This window comes from Blautia sp. AF19-1, from assembly GCF_003479155.1.
Taxonomy (GTDB): domain Bacteria; phylum Bacillota; class Clostridia; order Lachnospirales; family Lachnospiraceae; genus Fusicatenibacter; species Fusicatenibacter saccharivorans.
In genome coordinates, this window is the sequence record NZ_QUGQ01000034.1 from 1 (window position 1) to 16,273 (window position 16,273).

Annotated in this window: 17 protein-coding genes and 2 pseudogenes; all 19 read right to left on the reverse strand. The window is 45.6% G+C overall.

All coding sequences use genetic code 11. The features are described 5' to 3' along the window. Nucleotides 1-43: 43 nt before the first annotated feature. A complete protein-coding gene (locus tag DWX26_RS15910; protein WP_118601760.1) occupies nucleotides 44-850 on the reverse strand; it encodes a substrate-binding domain-containing protein in 807 nt (268 codons plus the stop codon). Between the two features lies 1 nt (nucleotide 851). After that, nucleotides 852-2,570, reverse strand: a complete 1,719-nt coding sequence (locus tag DWX26_RS15915) for a Na/Pi cotransporter family protein (RefSeq protein ID WP_020944839.1) — start codon at nucleotides 2,568-2,570, stop codon at nucleotides 852-854. Between the two features lie 172 nt (nucleotides 2,571-2,742). Then, nucleotides 2,743-3,525, reverse strand: coding sequence for an EAL domain-containing protein (locus tag DWX26_RS15920; RefSeq protein WP_003864600.1), 783 nt, complete (start codon nucleotides 3,523-3,525; stop codon nucleotides 2,743-2,745). Nucleotides 3,526-3,783: 258 nt separating this feature from the next. Further along, nucleotides 3,784-4,065, reverse strand: coding sequence for a hypothetical protein (locus DWX26_RS15925; protein ID WP_003864601.1), 282 nt, complete (start codon nucleotides 4,063-4,065; stop codon nucleotides 3,784-3,786). A gap of 14 nt (nucleotides 4,066-4,079) precedes the next feature. Beyond that, nucleotides 4,080-4,427 (reverse strand): TnpV protein, encoded by a 348-nt coding sequence (locus DWX26_RS15930; protein ID WP_015543451.1) that lies wholly within the window; start codon nucleotides 4,425-4,427, stop codon nucleotides 4,080-4,082. 82 nt (nucleotides 4,428-4,509) lie between these two features. Continuing rightward, a pseudogene (locus tag DWX26_RS17970) lies at nucleotides 4,510-4,608 on the reverse strand (Maff2 family mobile element protein); the annotation flags it as partial. 21 nt (nucleotides 4,609-4,629) lie between these two features. Further along, nucleotides 4,630-6,240 (reverse strand): recombinase family protein, encoded by a 1,611-nt coding sequence (locus DWX26_RS15935; RefSeq protein ID WP_002605633.1) that lies wholly within the window; start codon nucleotides 6,238-6,240, stop codon nucleotides 4,630-4,632. Between the two features lie 100 nt (nucleotides 6,241-6,340). Beyond that, on the reverse strand, nucleotides 6,341-6,523 hold the full coding sequence (locus tag DWX26_RS15940) for a transposon-encoded TnpW family protein (protein WP_002605634.1): 183 nt from the start codon (nucleotides 6,521-6,523) through the stop codon (nucleotides 6,341-6,343). Then, complete coding sequence (locus DWX26_RS15945; RefSeq protein WP_002605635.1) at nucleotides 6,520-7,377, reverse strand: ATP-binding protein; 858 nt, start codon at nucleotides 7,375-7,377, stop codon at nucleotides 6,520-6,522. The genes DWX26_RS15940 and DWX26_RS15945 overlap by 4 nt, the downstream gene beginning before the upstream one ends. After that, nucleotides 7,374-8,132 (reverse strand): phage replisome organizer N-terminal domain-containing protein, encoded by a 759-nt coding sequence (locus DWX26_RS15950; RefSeq protein WP_002605636.1) that lies wholly within the window; start codon nucleotides 8,130-8,132, stop codon nucleotides 7,374-7,376. Before DWX26_RS15950 ends, DWX26_RS15945 begins: the two co-directional genes overlap by 4 nt. Continuing rightward, nucleotides 8,122-8,313 carry a hypothetical protein gene (locus tag DWX26_RS15955; protein WP_006058351.1) on the reverse strand — a complete coding sequence of 64 codons (192 nt, stop codon included), beginning with the start codon at nucleotides 8,311-8,313 and terminating at the stop codon, nucleotides 8,122-8,124. The genes DWX26_RS15950 and DWX26_RS15955 overlap by 11 nt, the downstream gene beginning before the upstream one ends. 186 nt (nucleotides 8,314-8,499) lie before the next feature. Continuing rightward, nucleotides 8,500-10,122: a relaxase/mobilization nuclease domain-containing protein gene (locus DWX26_RS15965; RefSeq protein WP_002602093.1), complete on the reverse strand. Its 1,623-nt coding sequence runs from the start codon at nucleotides 10,120-10,122 to the stop codon at nucleotides 8,500-8,502. Continuing rightward, the gene (locus DWX26_RS15970; protein ID WP_118601761.1) at nucleotides 10,094-10,492 is read right to left on the reverse strand and encodes a plasmid mobilization protein; all 399 of its coding nucleotides are present in this window, start codon (nucleotides 10,490-10,492) and stop codon (nucleotides 10,094-10,096) included. The genes DWX26_RS15965 and DWX26_RS15970 overlap by 29 nt, the downstream gene beginning before the upstream one ends. Before the next feature lie 533 nt (nucleotides 10,493-11,025). Then, nucleotides 11,026-11,229 (reverse strand): helix-turn-helix domain-containing protein, encoded by a 204-nt coding sequence (locus tag DWX26_RS15975; protein WP_002602095.1) that lies wholly within the window; start codon nucleotides 11,227-11,229, stop codon nucleotides 11,026-11,028. Beyond that, nucleotides 11,219-11,665, reverse strand: coding sequence for an RNA polymerase sigma factor (locus DWX26_RS15980; RefSeq protein ID WP_002602096.1), 447 nt, complete (start codon nucleotides 11,663-11,665; stop codon nucleotides 11,219-11,221). Before DWX26_RS15980 ends, DWX26_RS15975 begins: the two co-directional genes overlap by 11 nt. A 204-nt stretch (nucleotides 11,666-11,869) precedes the next feature. Continuing rightward, nucleotides 11,870-12,637: a class I SAM-dependent methyltransferase gene (locus DWX26_RS15985; protein WP_002602097.1), complete on the reverse strand. Its 768-nt coding sequence runs from the start codon at nucleotides 12,635-12,637 to the stop codon at nucleotides 11,870-11,872. A 213-nt stretch (nucleotides 12,638-12,850) separates the two neighbouring features. Beyond that, a pseudogene (locus tag DWX26_RS15990) lies at nucleotides 12,851-13,305 on the reverse strand (helix-turn-helix domain-containing protein). An 81-nt stretch (nucleotides 13,306-13,386) separates the two neighbouring features. After that, a complete protein-coding gene (gene tet(32), locus DWX26_RS15995; RefSeq protein WP_002602099.1) occupies nucleotides 13,387-15,306 on the reverse strand; it encodes a tetracycline resistance ribosomal protection protein Tet(32) in 1,920 nt (639 codons plus the stop codon). An 835-nt stretch (nucleotides 15,307-16,141) separates the two neighbouring features. After that, nucleotides 16,142-16,273, reverse strand: a 132-nt coding sequence (locus DWX26_RS16005; RefSeq protein WP_118601176.1) for a Maff2 family mobile element protein, incomplete at its 5' end; no start/stop codon positions are given.

Consider the following 16,273-nt stretch of genomic DNA (forward strand, 5'->3'; position numbering starts at 1 on the left):
TGGAATCGAGGTGTCTTTCTTTTATGCAAAATCACGAACTTGCTCATTTATAGATTGTAAGATTTTCCAGTGGATTTTCTTCATTTATCACAATAGCTATAGCATCTTTTCCAATGACTTTTGTTTCCAGAAGCTCTGCTTCATAATCCTTTAATTCTCTGGATGACATTGCGAAATCACACTCTCCACTTATCACCGCCGTAATCCCTCTTGAAGAATCTGTTGCTTTTACTTCTATTTCAGCATTTGGATTTTGTTTCTGATAGTCATCTGCCAGTGCTTTTACCATTGGTTCCATTGAAGTGGATCCTTCAATCAGAATCTTTCCTTCTGACTTGTCAGAAAGGAATGTTGTTGTACTGTCAGCCTGAATACAATATTGTTTCACAATATCCTGTCCTTTACTCTTTACATAAGTCAGGAAATCCTGTTCCACATCTGTCAGTTCTCCATTATAAGCCAGATAATAATCCCTGCAAAGAGGATAACTGTTATTGTCTATTGTTTTCTCAGAAGGAAGAACTCCGTTGATTTGAAGTATTTTTCCATTCGTATCTGTTGCGGAACTATATGCGACATAACCAACTGCGTTTTTATCTTCTTCCACCTTTTTCAGAACTTTCTCTGTAGAATCAACAACTATTCCTGTATCACTCTCAGGCAGTTTCAAAAGATTCTCAAATTCTGCTCTGGTTCCTGACCCTTCTTCTCGTGATACAGCTGTGACAGCTCCCATAGCAGACAGATCCGGCAATGGCTCTTCCTCGGTTCCACATGCTGTTATTCCCGTTGCCAGCATTATCATTATCAGCAGAAGTGCAGATTTTCGGATGTTTTTTTTCTTTACCATTTTATACTGCACCTCTTTCCATCATTGATTTTCCCGTCTCTTCATCAAGGTTTATAAAAGCCACATTATCACAGGCTTCTTCTGCAATGCTGACACAATTATCTGCCATACGGTCAAAATTATACATGATCCCAGAAAAATATCTTGTCATAGACGCATCACAAACCTCATTTTTTACACGGTTTAAATGTGCCTTACTGTATTTTTTCTCTGCTTTATGCATTTTTTTCTTATTTTTAAAAACTGTTTCAGCCACTACAGCATCACCCTTACGGATTGCCTCCATTGCTTTCTTTAAAAGCTGCTGGATAATATCAATGCAGTCTTCCATTTCTGAGGAGGCTTCACTGGTCAGTCTTTTTCCATTGTTATTTACTTTTTCACATATCTGGTCAATATCTTCACATCTGTCTGCAATCCTCTGAATACTATTGTTTACATACAGTAACCCTGCCGTCTGCTCAGACTGTTGTTCTGTAAGGTTTCCGCTTGCGAATAATCTGGTAATATATTCTGTCACACTGTCCTGTAACTGATGTACAATCTCCAGATTTTCTATAAACGAACCATGAGTTTTTGAGTCTCCATCTGCTACAATCGCCGTTTTTAAATCACTTAACAGAGATTCTGCCAGTTCTCCAAGTCGGTTCAGTTCCTTAGATACCAGAACCATAGCAGCCGCCGGCTGTTCAATCACTTTCATATCCAGATATTTGGGTTCAAAAGCTGCTTTCTCTGTTTTGTCATTTCCACGGATGATTGTTGTAACAATTTTTACCATCAGCGGAATCAGTGGCAGCCAGACCAGTGTACAGACGATATTAAACGTTGTATGTGCATTTGCAATCTGTCTTGAAATCACATCAATCTCATTTCCCTTTGGTGAAATAAACTGGACAAATTTTGCAAACCACGGAACCAGGAAAATAAAAACGCAGCTTCCACTGATATTAAAAATACTATGCGCAATTGCTGTACGTTTTGCATTTTTAGATTGTCCAATTGATGCAAGAAGTGCTGTGATCGTTGTACCTATATTATCTCCAAGAAGAATCGGAATCGCACCGGTAAGCCCTATTACACTGCTTACTCCGTCCGGTCCTGCCTGTGATGCAAAATTCTGCAGAACTGCAATCGTAGCTGAACTACTCTGCACAACCAATGTCATGACCGCTCCCAGTACAACACCAAGAACCGGAATGGATGAAACTTTTCCCATCAGATCAACAAAGACCGGACTTCCCGCCAAAGGTTTCATGACTTCACCCATGATTTCAATTCCTTCAAATAAAAGTCCGAATGAAAAAATTACCATACCGATATTTTTAACCTTTTCTTTTTTGCTAACAAAGTTCAGAATAAATCCAACAAAGATAATTGGATAAATATAATTGCTGATTTTAAATGCCATCAGCTGTGCCGTCATAGTGGTTCCTATGTTGGCACCAAAGATAACAGAAATTGCCTGCGGAAGACTCATAAGTCCCGCACTGACAAAACCGATAACCATAACTGTCGTCGCTGAACTGCTCTGCAATACAGCTGTTACAAGTGCTCCGGCAAGTGCTCCCATAATTGGATTTCTTGTAAGAAATCCAAGGATTTTTTTCATTCGTTCTCCTGCGGCTTTCTGAAGTGCATCACTCATGCTGTTCATTCCATAAAGGAACAAGGCAAGGCCACCGATCAGACCAAAAACCACTTTCACATTCTCGTTCATTTCTCTTTCCTCTCCTGTTATTATATAAGATCTACATTTTCCTATACAATTATAGAAGACAGAAATCAAATCTATGTGAGTGCTTGTGTAAAATAGGTGTAAAAATCAATGGAAATCTTTATAATGTTATAATTGACTTATTCATTTTTCACCTGCTGACATATAGTTTTCATTACGATTTATTATTCAGTCTACGTAATACCAACATCGCCTCATTCCTTACATTTTTGAACGTTCTGTCCGGTCTTCCAAGAAAATATCCTTGTCCGTAATGAACACCTAATCTACACAGACACTCCAACTCTGCTTCTGTTTCTATCCCTTCTGCAATCAGAATTGCTCCTGTCTCATTACAGTAATGCAACAGAAATTCCATCATAATTTCCTTTTTCTTATGTTTTTGAATATCTCTGACCAGTTCTATATCAACTTTTAAGTAGTTTGGCGATGTATTTACTACACGGTTCAGACCAGAATATCCAGCTCCAACATCATCCAAAGCTATTTCATATCCCTGATCTGCATAATGCTTCATAATCTGTTGCAGAATCTGATAGTTTTCTATATCCGACCGTTCCGTTATTTCAAATACAATGTCACAGGACGGTACTCCGGCTTTCGCAGCCTTACGGTTTGTAAATCCCTGTATGAACGATTTATCCTGAATGATATTACCATCTACATTAAGAAATAATTTTGCATGTTCTGGTTTATTCGCCGCTGCCTTCAATGCTTTATTTCTGCACAATTTTTCCAATTTCCAAACACAGCCTACCTGTTCAGCAATCACAAACAAATCTGAAATCATAAGAGTCGTATCATGCCTGTCGATACGACTAAGAGCTTCATATCCTGCCACATCTCCAGTCTGTAAATTTACAATCGGCTGAAATACCGGATATATAGCCTTTCTTTCTAATATTTTATAAAATTCATCTGCATTTTTTACTTTCATTATTTCTTCTCTGCCTCTGTGAATACATTTTCTGTAACCCTATCAACCCACTATATGATATCATCACTTTTTCATCCTTCAATCAGATTTAAGTAAAATCATAGTAAATTTTCACCATTGTTCAGCCAGACCAATTCTTATATAACACAAAGCAAATACGTACTACCACCTGTTTTTTATTATGAAAACTATATTAAATGAGGCTCTTACTGTCTATACAATAAAAGCCTCGTTATATATAGTCTATGTTCTGATTATTCAGATCTTACTGTCTTTTTCACACACCAGTCTTTCATAATCCAGAAATCCCCGGATATACATTTCTTTTGCCACAATTCCCTCCATTGCATTTTTCGCTGAAATAATCCTGTCCAGTGTCTGCCACATCTCCTGTCCGCCATCTCTGAGGACCGGTTCCAGTATTTCTATGTAATGATGAATTTCTGCTTCCAGAGTGAACATCTCCGGGTCAGATTCAAGAAATCTTTCCAGCTCCCGCTGGTATTCTTCATAATAACTTTCAATCAGTTCTCTTCTCATATCTAGAATCCCCCTTATACATAAATCAGTTCCTGCTTGATGATCTCAGCAGCCCGGTTGCGGATATTGTTACAGTGGCATAGCCATTCCATAGGATTCTGTCTCTTCAGTTCCTCGGAAACTCCCTCCGCACTTCGCATCTGAGTTTCGATCAATTCAAAGCGTTCCTGTGCCTGTTCATTCAGATCTGCCAAATAACTGTCCAGCCTGGCGGTCAGAAGAAGATATGTATAAGTTCCAGATTTATGTTCTTTCAGATATTCCTTCCGAAGCATTCCCCATAAGCCAATCGGTCTGGTTTCCTCCGGGTAGTAAAGATTCGGTAAATAATAGTCTCCCACTTTTGTGTATTCGATTTTCATGGTGTCTCCTTTCGCTTTGCATGAAATTGTCATGTTATCTGCGTAGGATGTGCATTTTCTCTTTAAAATCTTTTCACATAGAAGACATTAAGTGCTTCATTCCCTGAGACTTTGCTGATGTGTGATAAAGAAGTAGTAGAAGTGTAAAAAATTTTGCCGTTCCTATCCGGCGTTTGCGCATTGCGCCGGATAGGTCGGGCGGTCATTCGGGCAGGTCTACCTTGCCAACGAAAGAGTAATAAATATCAATGTCCTGTCTGCGTGTGCCGTTCTCGTCATAGCTGCACTCATGCACAACGATTTTCTCCACAAACTCACGCAAAAGGGTAGGGGTAAGTTCTTCAAAGCTGGTGTACTTGCGGACAACATTCATAAACTTTTCTGCGTTTACCGTGGCTTCCTGCGCTTTGGAAAGCTCTGCCCGGATAGCGGCGGCTCTCTCTTTCAGTTCTTTCTGCTCGGCTTCATAGTCTGCCGACAGCTCCGTGAAACGCTCGTCTGAAATGCGCCCGGTCACGCTGTCCTCATACAGCCGCTTGAAGATAGCGGATAACTCGCTGATACGCTTCTCGGCGGCTTCCAGCTCCTTTTTCCTTGCGGCGTTCCTGCGCTTGCCCCCGTCCTCGTTCTGCTCGATCAGCAGCTTCATAAACCGGGCTTCGTGCTTCGCTGCATAGCTGGTGACTTTCCGCAGATTGTCGGTCACTCCGGCGGTCAACAGGTCGGTGCGGATAAAGTGCGCCGTACAGTCACGGGTACGCTTCTTGTAGCTCCCGCAGATATAACAATCCTGCTTGCGGGTGGCGTTCTGGTAACGCTGCTGGTAAAGGACGCTGCCGCAGTCGGCACAAAAGAGTATGCCGGAGAATAAGCCCACTTCATCATAGCGGTTCGGGCGTTTGCGCTGCTTGCGTAACTCCTGCACACGCTCCCACATCTGGGTGTCAATGATAGGCTCATGGTGGTTCTCGAAAATCGCCTGTTTCTCAATGGGGTTCTCTACGCTGTGCTTGGTCTTGTAGGACGGCTTCTCCGTCTTGAAGTTTACCAGACAGCCCGTGTACTCCCTGTTTTCAAGGATATGTACCACGGTATTGGTCGCCCACTTGCACTCATAGCCGGGGTGGTAGCGGCGGGTGCTTCCCGTCCGACGGTATTCCAGCGTTCCCGGCGTGGGGATCTCCTGCTCTGTGAGCATACGGGCTATCTTGGTCGGCCCGTTCCCGGCAAGGCACAAGCTGTAAATCTGCCGCACAACAGGGGCGGCTTCCCCGTCAATGATAAAATTTTCGTCCTCGTCCATAAAGTAGCCGTATACGGGTTTGCTCGTGACGGGCTTCCCGCTCATACCCTTAGACCGTTTTACTGCTTTGATTTTCTTGCTCGTATCTCTCACCAGCCATTCGTTAAAAATGTTCCGCAGAGGGGCAAAATCATTGTCGCCCTGTGCGCTGTCCACTCCGTCATTGATAGCGATAAAGCGGACGCCTTTCTGTGGGAAAATCATTTCCGTATACATTCCCACTTGCAGATAGTTTCGCCCTAACCGTGACATATCCTTGACGATAACGGTGCCGACTTTTCCGGCTTCAATGTCCGCAAGCATGGCTTGAAAACCGGGTCTTTGGAAGTTCGCCCCAGAATAACCGTCATCTGTGTACCATTGCAGATTGGAAAAGCCGTTCTGCTTCGCATAGGTTTCAAGAATACGCTTCTGGTTTGAAATAGAATTGCTCTCACCTTGCAGCTCGTCCTCGTGGGATAATCTCGGATAAAGGGCGGTAATAAGGTTTCGGGTGGTCTGTCTTAACATAGTGTCCTCCATTTCCGACAGCCAGCCCCACTATTCCGTATGACTATCATACCACACGCCGGGGCTGGCTGTACAGTCCTTTCTGCTTCTTTACGTCCCGTCAAATTGCCGATTTTTGTGTAGCAGCTTCCGCTTCCAGCACTTTCAGCATTTTATCGGCGGCGGTGGCGGTGGTGTCCTGCTTGAAATAGCCGGAAACGACAAGGACAGAATTACCTATGCGGATTTCCGTCACGCAATCCGGGCGGCGGGTGCTGCGGTCATTCTTTGGGGTGTTGGTCATAGGCGGCTCTCCTTTCTGTTCATCAGCTTTTTCAGTTGTCCCATTTTCTCCTGCGCCGTGGCTTTTCGGAAGTTGCTCCCGGTAAAGCGGACAGGAGAACACATTTCAATCAGACGGTCATAAATGCGGGCGTGGGCGGTGTCCTCCGGGTGCTGCAAGTCCTCCAGCGTGAGATTAGTCGTGACGATCAGCGGCCTGCCGCTGCGGTAACGGCTGTCAATCACGTTGTAGACCTGCTCTAAGCCGTATTCCGTTCCCCGTTCCATTCCAAAATCGTCAAGGATAAGCAGCGGGAAGCTGCAAAGTCGGGAGATATATTCATTCCTGCCCTCAAAGCTGGCGGCAAGGTCACCCAATATCAATGCAAAGTTTGTCATGCACACGGGGATTTCACGCTCCATAAGGGCATTTGCGATACAGCCCGCAAAATAGCTCTTGCCTGTGCCAACGCCGCCCCATAGCAGATAGCCAATGTTGCGCTCTTTCATGGTTTCCCAGTTCTCCACATAGAAATGGGCGTGTTCCATTTGCGGGCACTTGCCGTTGTCGTTCTCAAACGTCCAGCCCTGCATAGCCGGGTCTGTAAAGCCCCGCCGCTTCAACCGCTCGACAGTTTCAAGGTGACTGCGCTGTTTCTCTGCGGCTTCCCGTTCCTCACGCTCTGCCCGCTGGCAGTCACATTCTGCCGGGTGGCGGTCACGCCCCAGCCATGCGGCGGTTTCTTTGGGGAAATAGCCCTCTTTGGGCTTGTGGCACTTCCCGCAGTATAAAAGCCCGTCCTCGCCGGTGTAGTCCTCCGGCTCCGGCGTGGTGTCGGTCATATTCAAAATCATTTCATCAAATCCATTCGTCATAAGCTCTCGCCCTCCTTACAGGTATAATCGGGTATGCCCTTTTTCGGGGCTTTCTTGGCTGCGTCCTCCTGCGCCCACTTGAAAATCGTGGCTGCATGGCTCTTGTATTTCCTCCCGCTGGAAGCGATATGGCAGGATAGGCGGTCAATGTAATACTCCCACTTGCCGGGAAGCTCTGTTTTCAGCCCGTCAAGCTCCGTATCGGAAAGAATGACATTGTGGTATCTGCCATAGGCGGCGGGGGCGGGGTGTCCCGTTTCTAACTCTCTCTCTTTTTCTATTTCTATATCTATCTCTTTCTCTATCTCTATCTCTGGTGGACAAATGTCCGCTCGATATGGTGGACATTTGTCCGCCCCTGTCTGCGGCAGGGCTTTTTGTTCCTGCAAAGCCAGCCGCGCCCTGCGCTTGCGCTCCCCCTCGGTAGAGGACTGGCCGATTAAAAGCTCAATGTTGCTCATGTAGAGTGCGCCGCTTGGCAAAGGCTCCACAAGCCCCAGCTTCATAAAGATTTTCAAAGCTCTCTCTACGGTACCTACCTGCTGGCGGGTAATGGTCGCAATCATCTGGGCGGTGTAGGGGATATTCTCGTCAAGCTGCAATTTCCCGCCGTTTTTCAGCGATTTCAAGTACAGCTTCAAGAGAATGTTGGAATAGATAACGCCGTCCTGCATACTTTCCAACAGAACGATTGCATCATCGTCAAAATAGCTCTCTTTCAGCTTGAGGTAGTAATATTTGCGGTTATCTGCCATAGGCTGCGTCCTCCTTTTTCCAGCGTTTGGAATAATAGCGAGGGCATAGTATGATAACCGCCCGGAAGCTCTGTTTGCAGTCACGGGTGCAGCCCCGGCATAGGTCGTTGTAAGTGATACGGTTGCGGTGGTTGAGGAAGAAAGACCATTCCAGCCGCCGCTTCTTGCTCATTCTCGGCAATGGTAAGCTCCTTTCTGCCGTTCCTATCGGTGTAGCGGGATAGGGGGCATTTTCTGTATGTTCTCGGTATCATTTTCGGGCTTTTTCTGCCCTGTAAGCCCCGTTTGGAAGTCGGGGAGTATTGCGGTAAGGGTTCATATCATACCTGTATTTTTGTAGGGTTTCGGTATCATTTCGGGGCGGTCTTTAACGCTCCTGTTCACGCTTTTTCTGCTGGCTCGGTGCGCCCCTTAAAATCTGGTCGATATTGCGTCTGACTGTCTGAAGCTCCTGCGCCCGCTGGCGTTTCTCCCGGTAGTCGTTATATCCGGCGTTCTTCTGGACGGTAAGCTGCTCAATCTCCCTTTGCAGGGCTTTGCTGGCTGGCAGCTTGGTTATTCCATGCTCCCGGAAATAACGGGCGGCTGTGTCCGCTATGATAAAATCGCTTTCGTGCTGTTCCCGGTAGGCTCTCCGGGCTTTCTCCGATTTCTGCGCTTTCAGACCGTCACGGGCGGGCTTCGTGCCGATATAGCCCAAAAGGTTGCGCTGCAATTCCTTTTTCTCCCGGATAGCGGCTTCCAGCCCTTTCAGTCCGGCAAGGCTCTCCTGCGTGGCGGTGTTGGCTGCGGAAATGGCAGCGTCCAGCTCGTCCGGGGAAGAAAAGCCATACTGCTGGTAGAGCATGAGGGTAGCCGACATCTGTTTGAGGTTGTGCATGGTCGCCCACTTCTCATAGCCCCGTCCTTTCCCCTCGGCTCGCTTGGCGGCTATGTCTACCATGCGCTGTACAGCGTCATTGTTCGGGGCGTTTTTCGCTTCTTTTTTCGTCCGTAAGCGGTCTTTGATACTGCCGGGGTATTCCGCTATGGCTGCGGGTTTTTCGGCGGCTCTGGCGGCGTTCTGCTCCAAAACGGAGAGGACAGCAGCCCGGTCAAAATCGTCCCCCAGCTTCCGGGCGGTAATTGGCTTCGTCCTGTCCGGCGTGAGGTAACTTAGCCGCCCCCGGCTCTCCTTGACGGTCACACCATGCCGGAGAAGCAGGGCGGCAAACTCATCAAAGCCGGAAGCAGCGGCAAGGGCTTCCCGGATAGTCCGGCGCAGCTTCGCCTTATCCGTTTCAAACTTGGTCTGCCGGGGCGCGATACCGTCCGCAGCAATAGGGGCGTTGGCTCTGTCAAGGGCAGCCTGTCCTTTCTTCTGCGCCCAATACTCACGCTCGGTAATGCGTTCTTTGCTGCCGTTCAAAAGGTCTATCTGGTAAAGCCCCTCGCTGTGGCACATCTCCATGACTTCGGCTTTCAGATAGTTCATAGCTGCGTCCGTACAGCGGTGCTTGCAGCCTGCTTTCCTGTCCGCTGGCCTGTCCATGTGGGGCAGCATGGGAACCTCCGCAATCCGCAGACTGTTAATGACGATATGCACATGGATATTTTCGGTGTGGCTGTGTCCGTCCGGGTGGGTGCAGACAAGGGCCTGGTGTCCGGGGAAATGCTCGGCGCAGAACTTCTCGCCCAGCTCCTGCGCCCGATCAACGGTCAAGCCGTTGTCCGGGCCGTCCCGTGGGTCAAAGCTGATGATGTAGTGGTGGCTCTTTACGTCCTCCCGTTTCTGGTTCTTGCCGTAGCGGAGATTGGAGCGCATACAGGCAACGGCAAAATCCTCCCCGCCACAATTCAGAGAGGATATGCGGTAGTCTACCCTCGGTATGAGCCGCCCGTCTGCGTCAAGGGTGGGCTTCATGGTAAACTCGTCATGCTCGAATGTGAGGTATTTTTCAGCGTCCCCGTAGTTGGCATTTTTAGAGCTGATATGTTTGAGTATCGCCAACGGCTTCACCTACTTTCTGCAAGACTTCAAACTTCAAGGCGGCAAGGTCGGCGGCGGCTCCCCGCACTTCCTTTTCCAGCCCCCGGTAGAGGCTTCCGTATTCGTTCAGGCTCCGGGCAATCTGGTTTAAGTTGCCGCCGATTTTCCCGTACTCTGCCGTGAGCTTGGAGAGGGCGGCAAGCAGCCCGTCATTGACCGGGGAAACGGTGACAATGGGGCGTATGGTCGCTTTCCGTATGGCTTGCCGGATAAACTCGGACTGGCTGATTTCATAAGCCGCCAGCCGCCCGGTGAAGTCGGCGTATTCTTCATCGGTCATGCGGGTCTTTACCACATGACGGCGGTGGGGCGTATTGTATTTCTTTCGCATGGTCTGTGACCTCCTTTCTCGCCCGACAGGGCGCATAGCAGGGTTTGGGGAAGGCACTCCCCAACAAGATTCCCGCAGGGGCAAAAATAAGCGGAGAGCGAATTTTGGCACCTCGGTAGAATCTTGCTCTGAAAAACTCCGGCGTTCCCCGGCTCCCGTCCTTTCCGCTAACAAAACGTTTCAAAAGGGCTTTGCTACCCGCTATTCCGGCTTATCTTGAAAATTTTCCTTTCACTACCTACAACACCACGCAAAGCAAAATGGACGGAGATTTTTAGAATTTCCCCTCTATTCCCTACAACACCACGCAAGCCGGAATAGGCGGACAATGGCAGTATTTTTTTCTTTGATACCCTCTACGGATAAGTAAGGGATTTTGCCAACTGCGGCGGCTATTTTCCCTTTTGTTTTTTCATACTGGGGATTTTCAAAAATGCCAAACAGGAACGAAAAAAAGCAGCAAATCTGTTGAATAGATTTACTGCTTTCTGGTTGCCGGCGAAGCGGCGGTTATTCAGTTGTAGGCGGTAGGGCTATCTCCCAAAGCGGAACTTGAAAATAGCTGTGAGAAGCGTCTGGGTGATGTAGTCCTCTGTATCTTGGTCTACCCGTCCATTCACACGGGCGGCACATTGTATGCGGCGGCGGTAATACTGCAATACAGTTCCCACCGCTTCCGGCTCCCCGCTGGCGGCTTGGACGATTGTTTCATAGGGGAGAAGCCTATTATTTCTCATATGCCATTCCCTCCATTTCCGCTTGGAGCTGCCGTAGGGCTTTTCGGATATGGTAGCCCGCTGTGCTGCGGCTGCGCCCGTACTGTCTGCCAATTTCGTGCTGTGGAATACGCTTGAAAAAGGACAGGTAAATCATTTCCCGCTCCCGTTCGTCCAGCCGTGACAGGGCTTCCGCAAGTAAACCGCTGCTGAAAATGACCGTATCGCCGCAAAGGGTAAGTATGTATTCCTCGTCCGGCTCCGGGGCTTGGAAATATTCATCTGTCGTGCCTAAAGGGTAGTGCTTTTCGTCTGTGAGGTATTCAAGGGATATTTCTCTTTTGTGCTTCCTGCTCCGTGTCCTCGCTGCGTTGATCGTTGCATTTCGGATAACGACTTTGCAAAAGGCATGGAAAGTGTACTCGATATGTTCCCGATATTCTTCTGTACAGGTCATGGAAAATCCCCCTTTCCTCCCAAAAGGGCTGTGGCTGGTTAGTAGTTGCTTTTTATGATAGTAAGGGGCGGCAGCACTTTAGGCTGTCGCTCCTTGACTGCCTAACTGCAAAACCGGGCGGGGCTGTCAACGGCGGGCGAAGCCCGTTCATCTTGACCGTTGACTGGCTCGGCCGGGTTTGCTATTTATCCGGCAAACTTGAATTTATTTTAAGCTATCACGTTTTACCTTTTTAAGCCTTACTATCATTACCATAGGAATTTCTTTATTGTTTTTGAAACATTCTTCATAAAATCCATCAATGACAAATCCAGCTCTGAAACAAAGGTTAAAAATATCTTGTATGGAACGATGATAATAAATCTGCTCCTCCGGCTGCCCTTCGATCGCTATATCATAGTAACTGTGCGGTGTCATATATTTTTCAGTCAATGTGATAAAACAAGGGTGCTGCGTTGCAAAGACAAAAATCCCGTTTTCCTCCAATAGTTCATAAACAGCCATAAAAAGCGGTTCAATATCCGTAATATCCATAATTGCCATATTAGAAACTGCTTTCGTAAAGGCTCGATTTCTTTTTAATCCTAATAAGCTTTCTCTATTGGTCGCATCCGCTACGCAAAACTCAATTTGTTTTGCATATTGTGATCGCCGTCTTTTAGCCAATTCTATCATTTTTTTGCTGTAATCAAAAGCGACGACCGAAGCGCCTCTCTGTGCAAGATACGAAGAATAATTTCCATTGCCGCACGCAATATCCAAAATGTAATCCGAAGGATCAGGAGAGAGAAGTTCCGTTACTTTGGGACGTACTACCTCTCTGTGAAATTCATTGGATTCGTCACCCATTGCATCATCCCAAAATTGTGCGTTTTTCTCCCAGATCTTTTTGCTTTCCTCTGTTCCCATGTTCTCTCCCACTCCCAAAATTTGCCTTTTTGCTTCCATTAAATCTTCCTTACTATATTCCATTGTTACCCTCCATAACTTCTGATTGTTGCCGTCTTGACTATTATGTATCTTTTCTTTCCAAAATGGTATAGGCTTTTATTTTTATAATGCTGCAAAACTTTTCTTCTGTAAGGTATTCAAAGGATATTTCCCTTTGCCGCCGCTATTGGAAAGCCAAAAGCAGCGGCTTTTTTACGCGATATGACCGAAAAGACTAGAAAGCAGGATATGTCATCATTTGTCATTTCTTCTCAATGTAATAACTGCATGGCATATCAAGCCAAATACAAGAGAAAAACAGCCACCGCCAAATAGTGATGCTCCCCACCCTGCACCCGACATTGTCATAAAACCGCCAACAAAGAAAATACCAATGCCAAGAAATATCCCGACACCATAAAAAAGTCCAATTGCCATATCATACTTATTAAATTGTCGTTTCTCTTTTTTTCACATGTTTCCATTTTTGTTATTACCTCCTTCGCAAAATCGTCCATGTGGACTCCAAAAAGAAAACAAATTTTTTTCAACGTATTTAAATCGGGTTCATTAACATCTCTCTCCCAATTCGATAGCGCCTGCCGGGTAACATTCAATTTCCCAGCCAGTTCTTCCTGTGTCATTCCCGATTGTGTTCGCAGATGACGTATTTGCTTTCCTGTTGTAATATCCGTCTGTTTCTGGTTCAAAATGGTTCCTCCTCTCTGATGCTGATTTTATCAATGATATTTCGCAATAGCCAGCAATGAACGTTTGCATTGCGCAAGATGTTACATTATCTTCTGAAACATATGCCGGATCTTGTCTAAACGGCTGTTCGGGCGGCGTGGCTGAAACACAGGCTCGCCGGAAGTTTCCTGATACCCTTTTAATTCTGTAATGCAGACACTTCTTCCATTTGTATAAAAATTCAAATCATTTCTATATTCACCAATACAACGGGCAGGGATTTCCCCCTTAAAAATAACTTCATCTTTTTCAAGTCTGGTTGATTCAATGATTGCGCAATACTTTGGTGCGTCATTATAAGCCCGTGAAAGATATTCCTGCGGTGCAAAAAGGGTAAAGGAAAGGTATGGTTCCAACAGTTGTGTTCCTGCTTTTTTCAATGCCTGCTCCAACACGACAGGCGCAAGAAAACGAAAATCAGCGGGGGTGCTGACCGGGCTGTAATAAACTCCATAATCAAAACAAATTTGGCAGTCTGTCACTCCCCAGCCATATAAGCCCTGCTCCATTCCATAACGCACACCCTCCATGACGGCATTTTGAAAACTTTGGTTTAAATAGCCGAGAGATACCTCGCTTTTATATTGTGTTCCGCTTCCAACAGGAAGCGGTGTTACAGTCAAACCAATAGATGCCCAAAACGGATTCGGCGGCACTTCAATATGAATCGTGTAGCTCGCTTTTTTTTGCGGTCTTTCCAGATAAATAACCGAAGGCTCTTTCATAGCCACGCCCACATGATATTTTTCTTCTAATAGCGAACAAATAACTTCTAACTGTACTTTTCCCAAAAAAGATAATATAATCTCATGTGTAACAGTATCAATGTCAAAATGCAAAAGAGGGTCTGTATCAGCAATCTCTGTGAGGGCATTTAACAGGGCTTCCCTTTGCTCCGGCTTTTGCGGCTCTACCGTTGTCCGAAGTAATGGCATGGGATTATCAATCCGTGTTTTGTGAGGCAGGAGTTTTTCATTTCCCAGAATGTCGTTCAGTTTCAAAGTATCATCAGCTAAAATAACAATTTCTCCCGGACAGGCATGGTCAACCGGGACGATTTCACCATTTGACGGAATACACATTTCTGTAATCTTTATTTTTTCCTTTTTTGACAGCAGCAGGGTATCCCGTAAATGGAGCGTCCCATGATACAGGCGTAAATAAGAAAGCCGTTTTTTCCGCTCTGTATACTCAACCTTAAAAACATATCCACATAATTCAGACTGAATATCGTCTGTTTCTGTAATGAAAGTTTCTGTAATCGCTTCAATCAGTTTTTCTGTTCCTAAATTGTCTTTTGCACTCCCATGATAAACAGGAAACAAAGAGCAGCATCTGGTTCTTTTGCACTTTTCATATTGTAATTCCTGTATATCCAAAGAATCCTCTGCAACATATCGTTCTAATAGTTCATCGCTTCCGGAAATAATCATATCCCATTTGTCCAAATCAGAAATATCGGTCATGGTTATCTTTGGCGACAGGGAAACCTCCTGCATGACAATCATATCACTGGTAAGTTTATCTTTAATGCTTTGGTAAACACGCCGCAGGTCGATCCCATTTTGGTCTATCTTATTTATAAAGATAATTGTCGGAATGTCCATTTTCTGAAGCGCATGGAATAATATACGGGTTTGTGCCTGTACGCCGTCTTTTGCCGAAATGACTAAAACAGCTCCGTCAAGGACAGATAAAGAGCGGTATGCTTCGGTTAAAAAATCCATATGACCGGGAGTGTCCACGATATTGATTTTATAATCATTCCAGCAAAAAGAAGTAACCGCTGTCTGAATGGTAATTCCGCGCTGCCGTTCCAAAATCATAGTGTCTGTTCTTGTAGTTCCTTTATCCACGTTTCCTTGTTCCGCAATCGCTCCACTGGTGTACAGCAGGCTTTCCGTCAATGTTGTTTTTCCTGCGTCTACATGGGCGAGAATTCCAATATTGATTATTTTCATGTGATTGTCCTCCTTTTACAGCCCCAAAAGGGCATAAAAATCCCCAGCAGTAAAATACTTTTACCACTGGGGATTATAATTTGCGGACATACACATATACAGCATACACCTGTTTGTGATTGCTGTTTTTCGGATATGTCAAAATTGATAAGGCAAAAGTATTCTTAAATTGGGTACAAAAAACCAAGCCCCCACAAAAGGGACTATCATAATCCTTTGTTCCCACTATTTGATTATAGTTTTATTTAAGAATACCTTGCCGCATATTTTTTACTCCTTTTTTGGAATGATGCTATTATATCACATTAGTTTTAGGAAAGAAAGTACCTAAAAGAAATTTTTCTTCCCCTTATATGTAACAATCATACCGACTTTCTGGCGTTCAGAATGGTTTCTGCTGTCTGCTGTGGTGTTTGGTTGGAATTGTCCAGCCAAAAGCCGATCCGTGGTGTTGTCTGCATAAATGTATCGTATAAGGTTTCAACCGTAAAGCCGGAATAGCCTGTTTTCTCCCTGTATCGTTCCCTTCCTTTTATTGTTTCCACATCTGGACAAAGAACGACAACCTCAACAGGGTATTTATGCGGCACAAAAAATATGTACATGTAACTAATTCAACATATTTATAATTTGAATAGGGACATTATAGCATTTACTAAATACAAATTCAATGTATACGGAAATAAAGATATAAGGAGTGGGAAGGATTCCGCCGTAGTCGGCATTGTAGGAAAATCCAAAAGTTTAGATTTTCCCACAATGCTTATCTTTTGGTCTTTGGTTCGGAATAGTGTAGTGCTGGCGGTCTATCTCTTGTTTTCGGTTGCTTGCTTCCTTACCGTACATGAGCATTGGCGCCAGGGTTGTCGTTGCCGTAACCTTCCAACAGGTTGATGACACCCCAGATACCAAGACCAGCACCCAGAGCGATAACGAGAGTCTGAAGAACGGTAATTGCCTGTTCAAA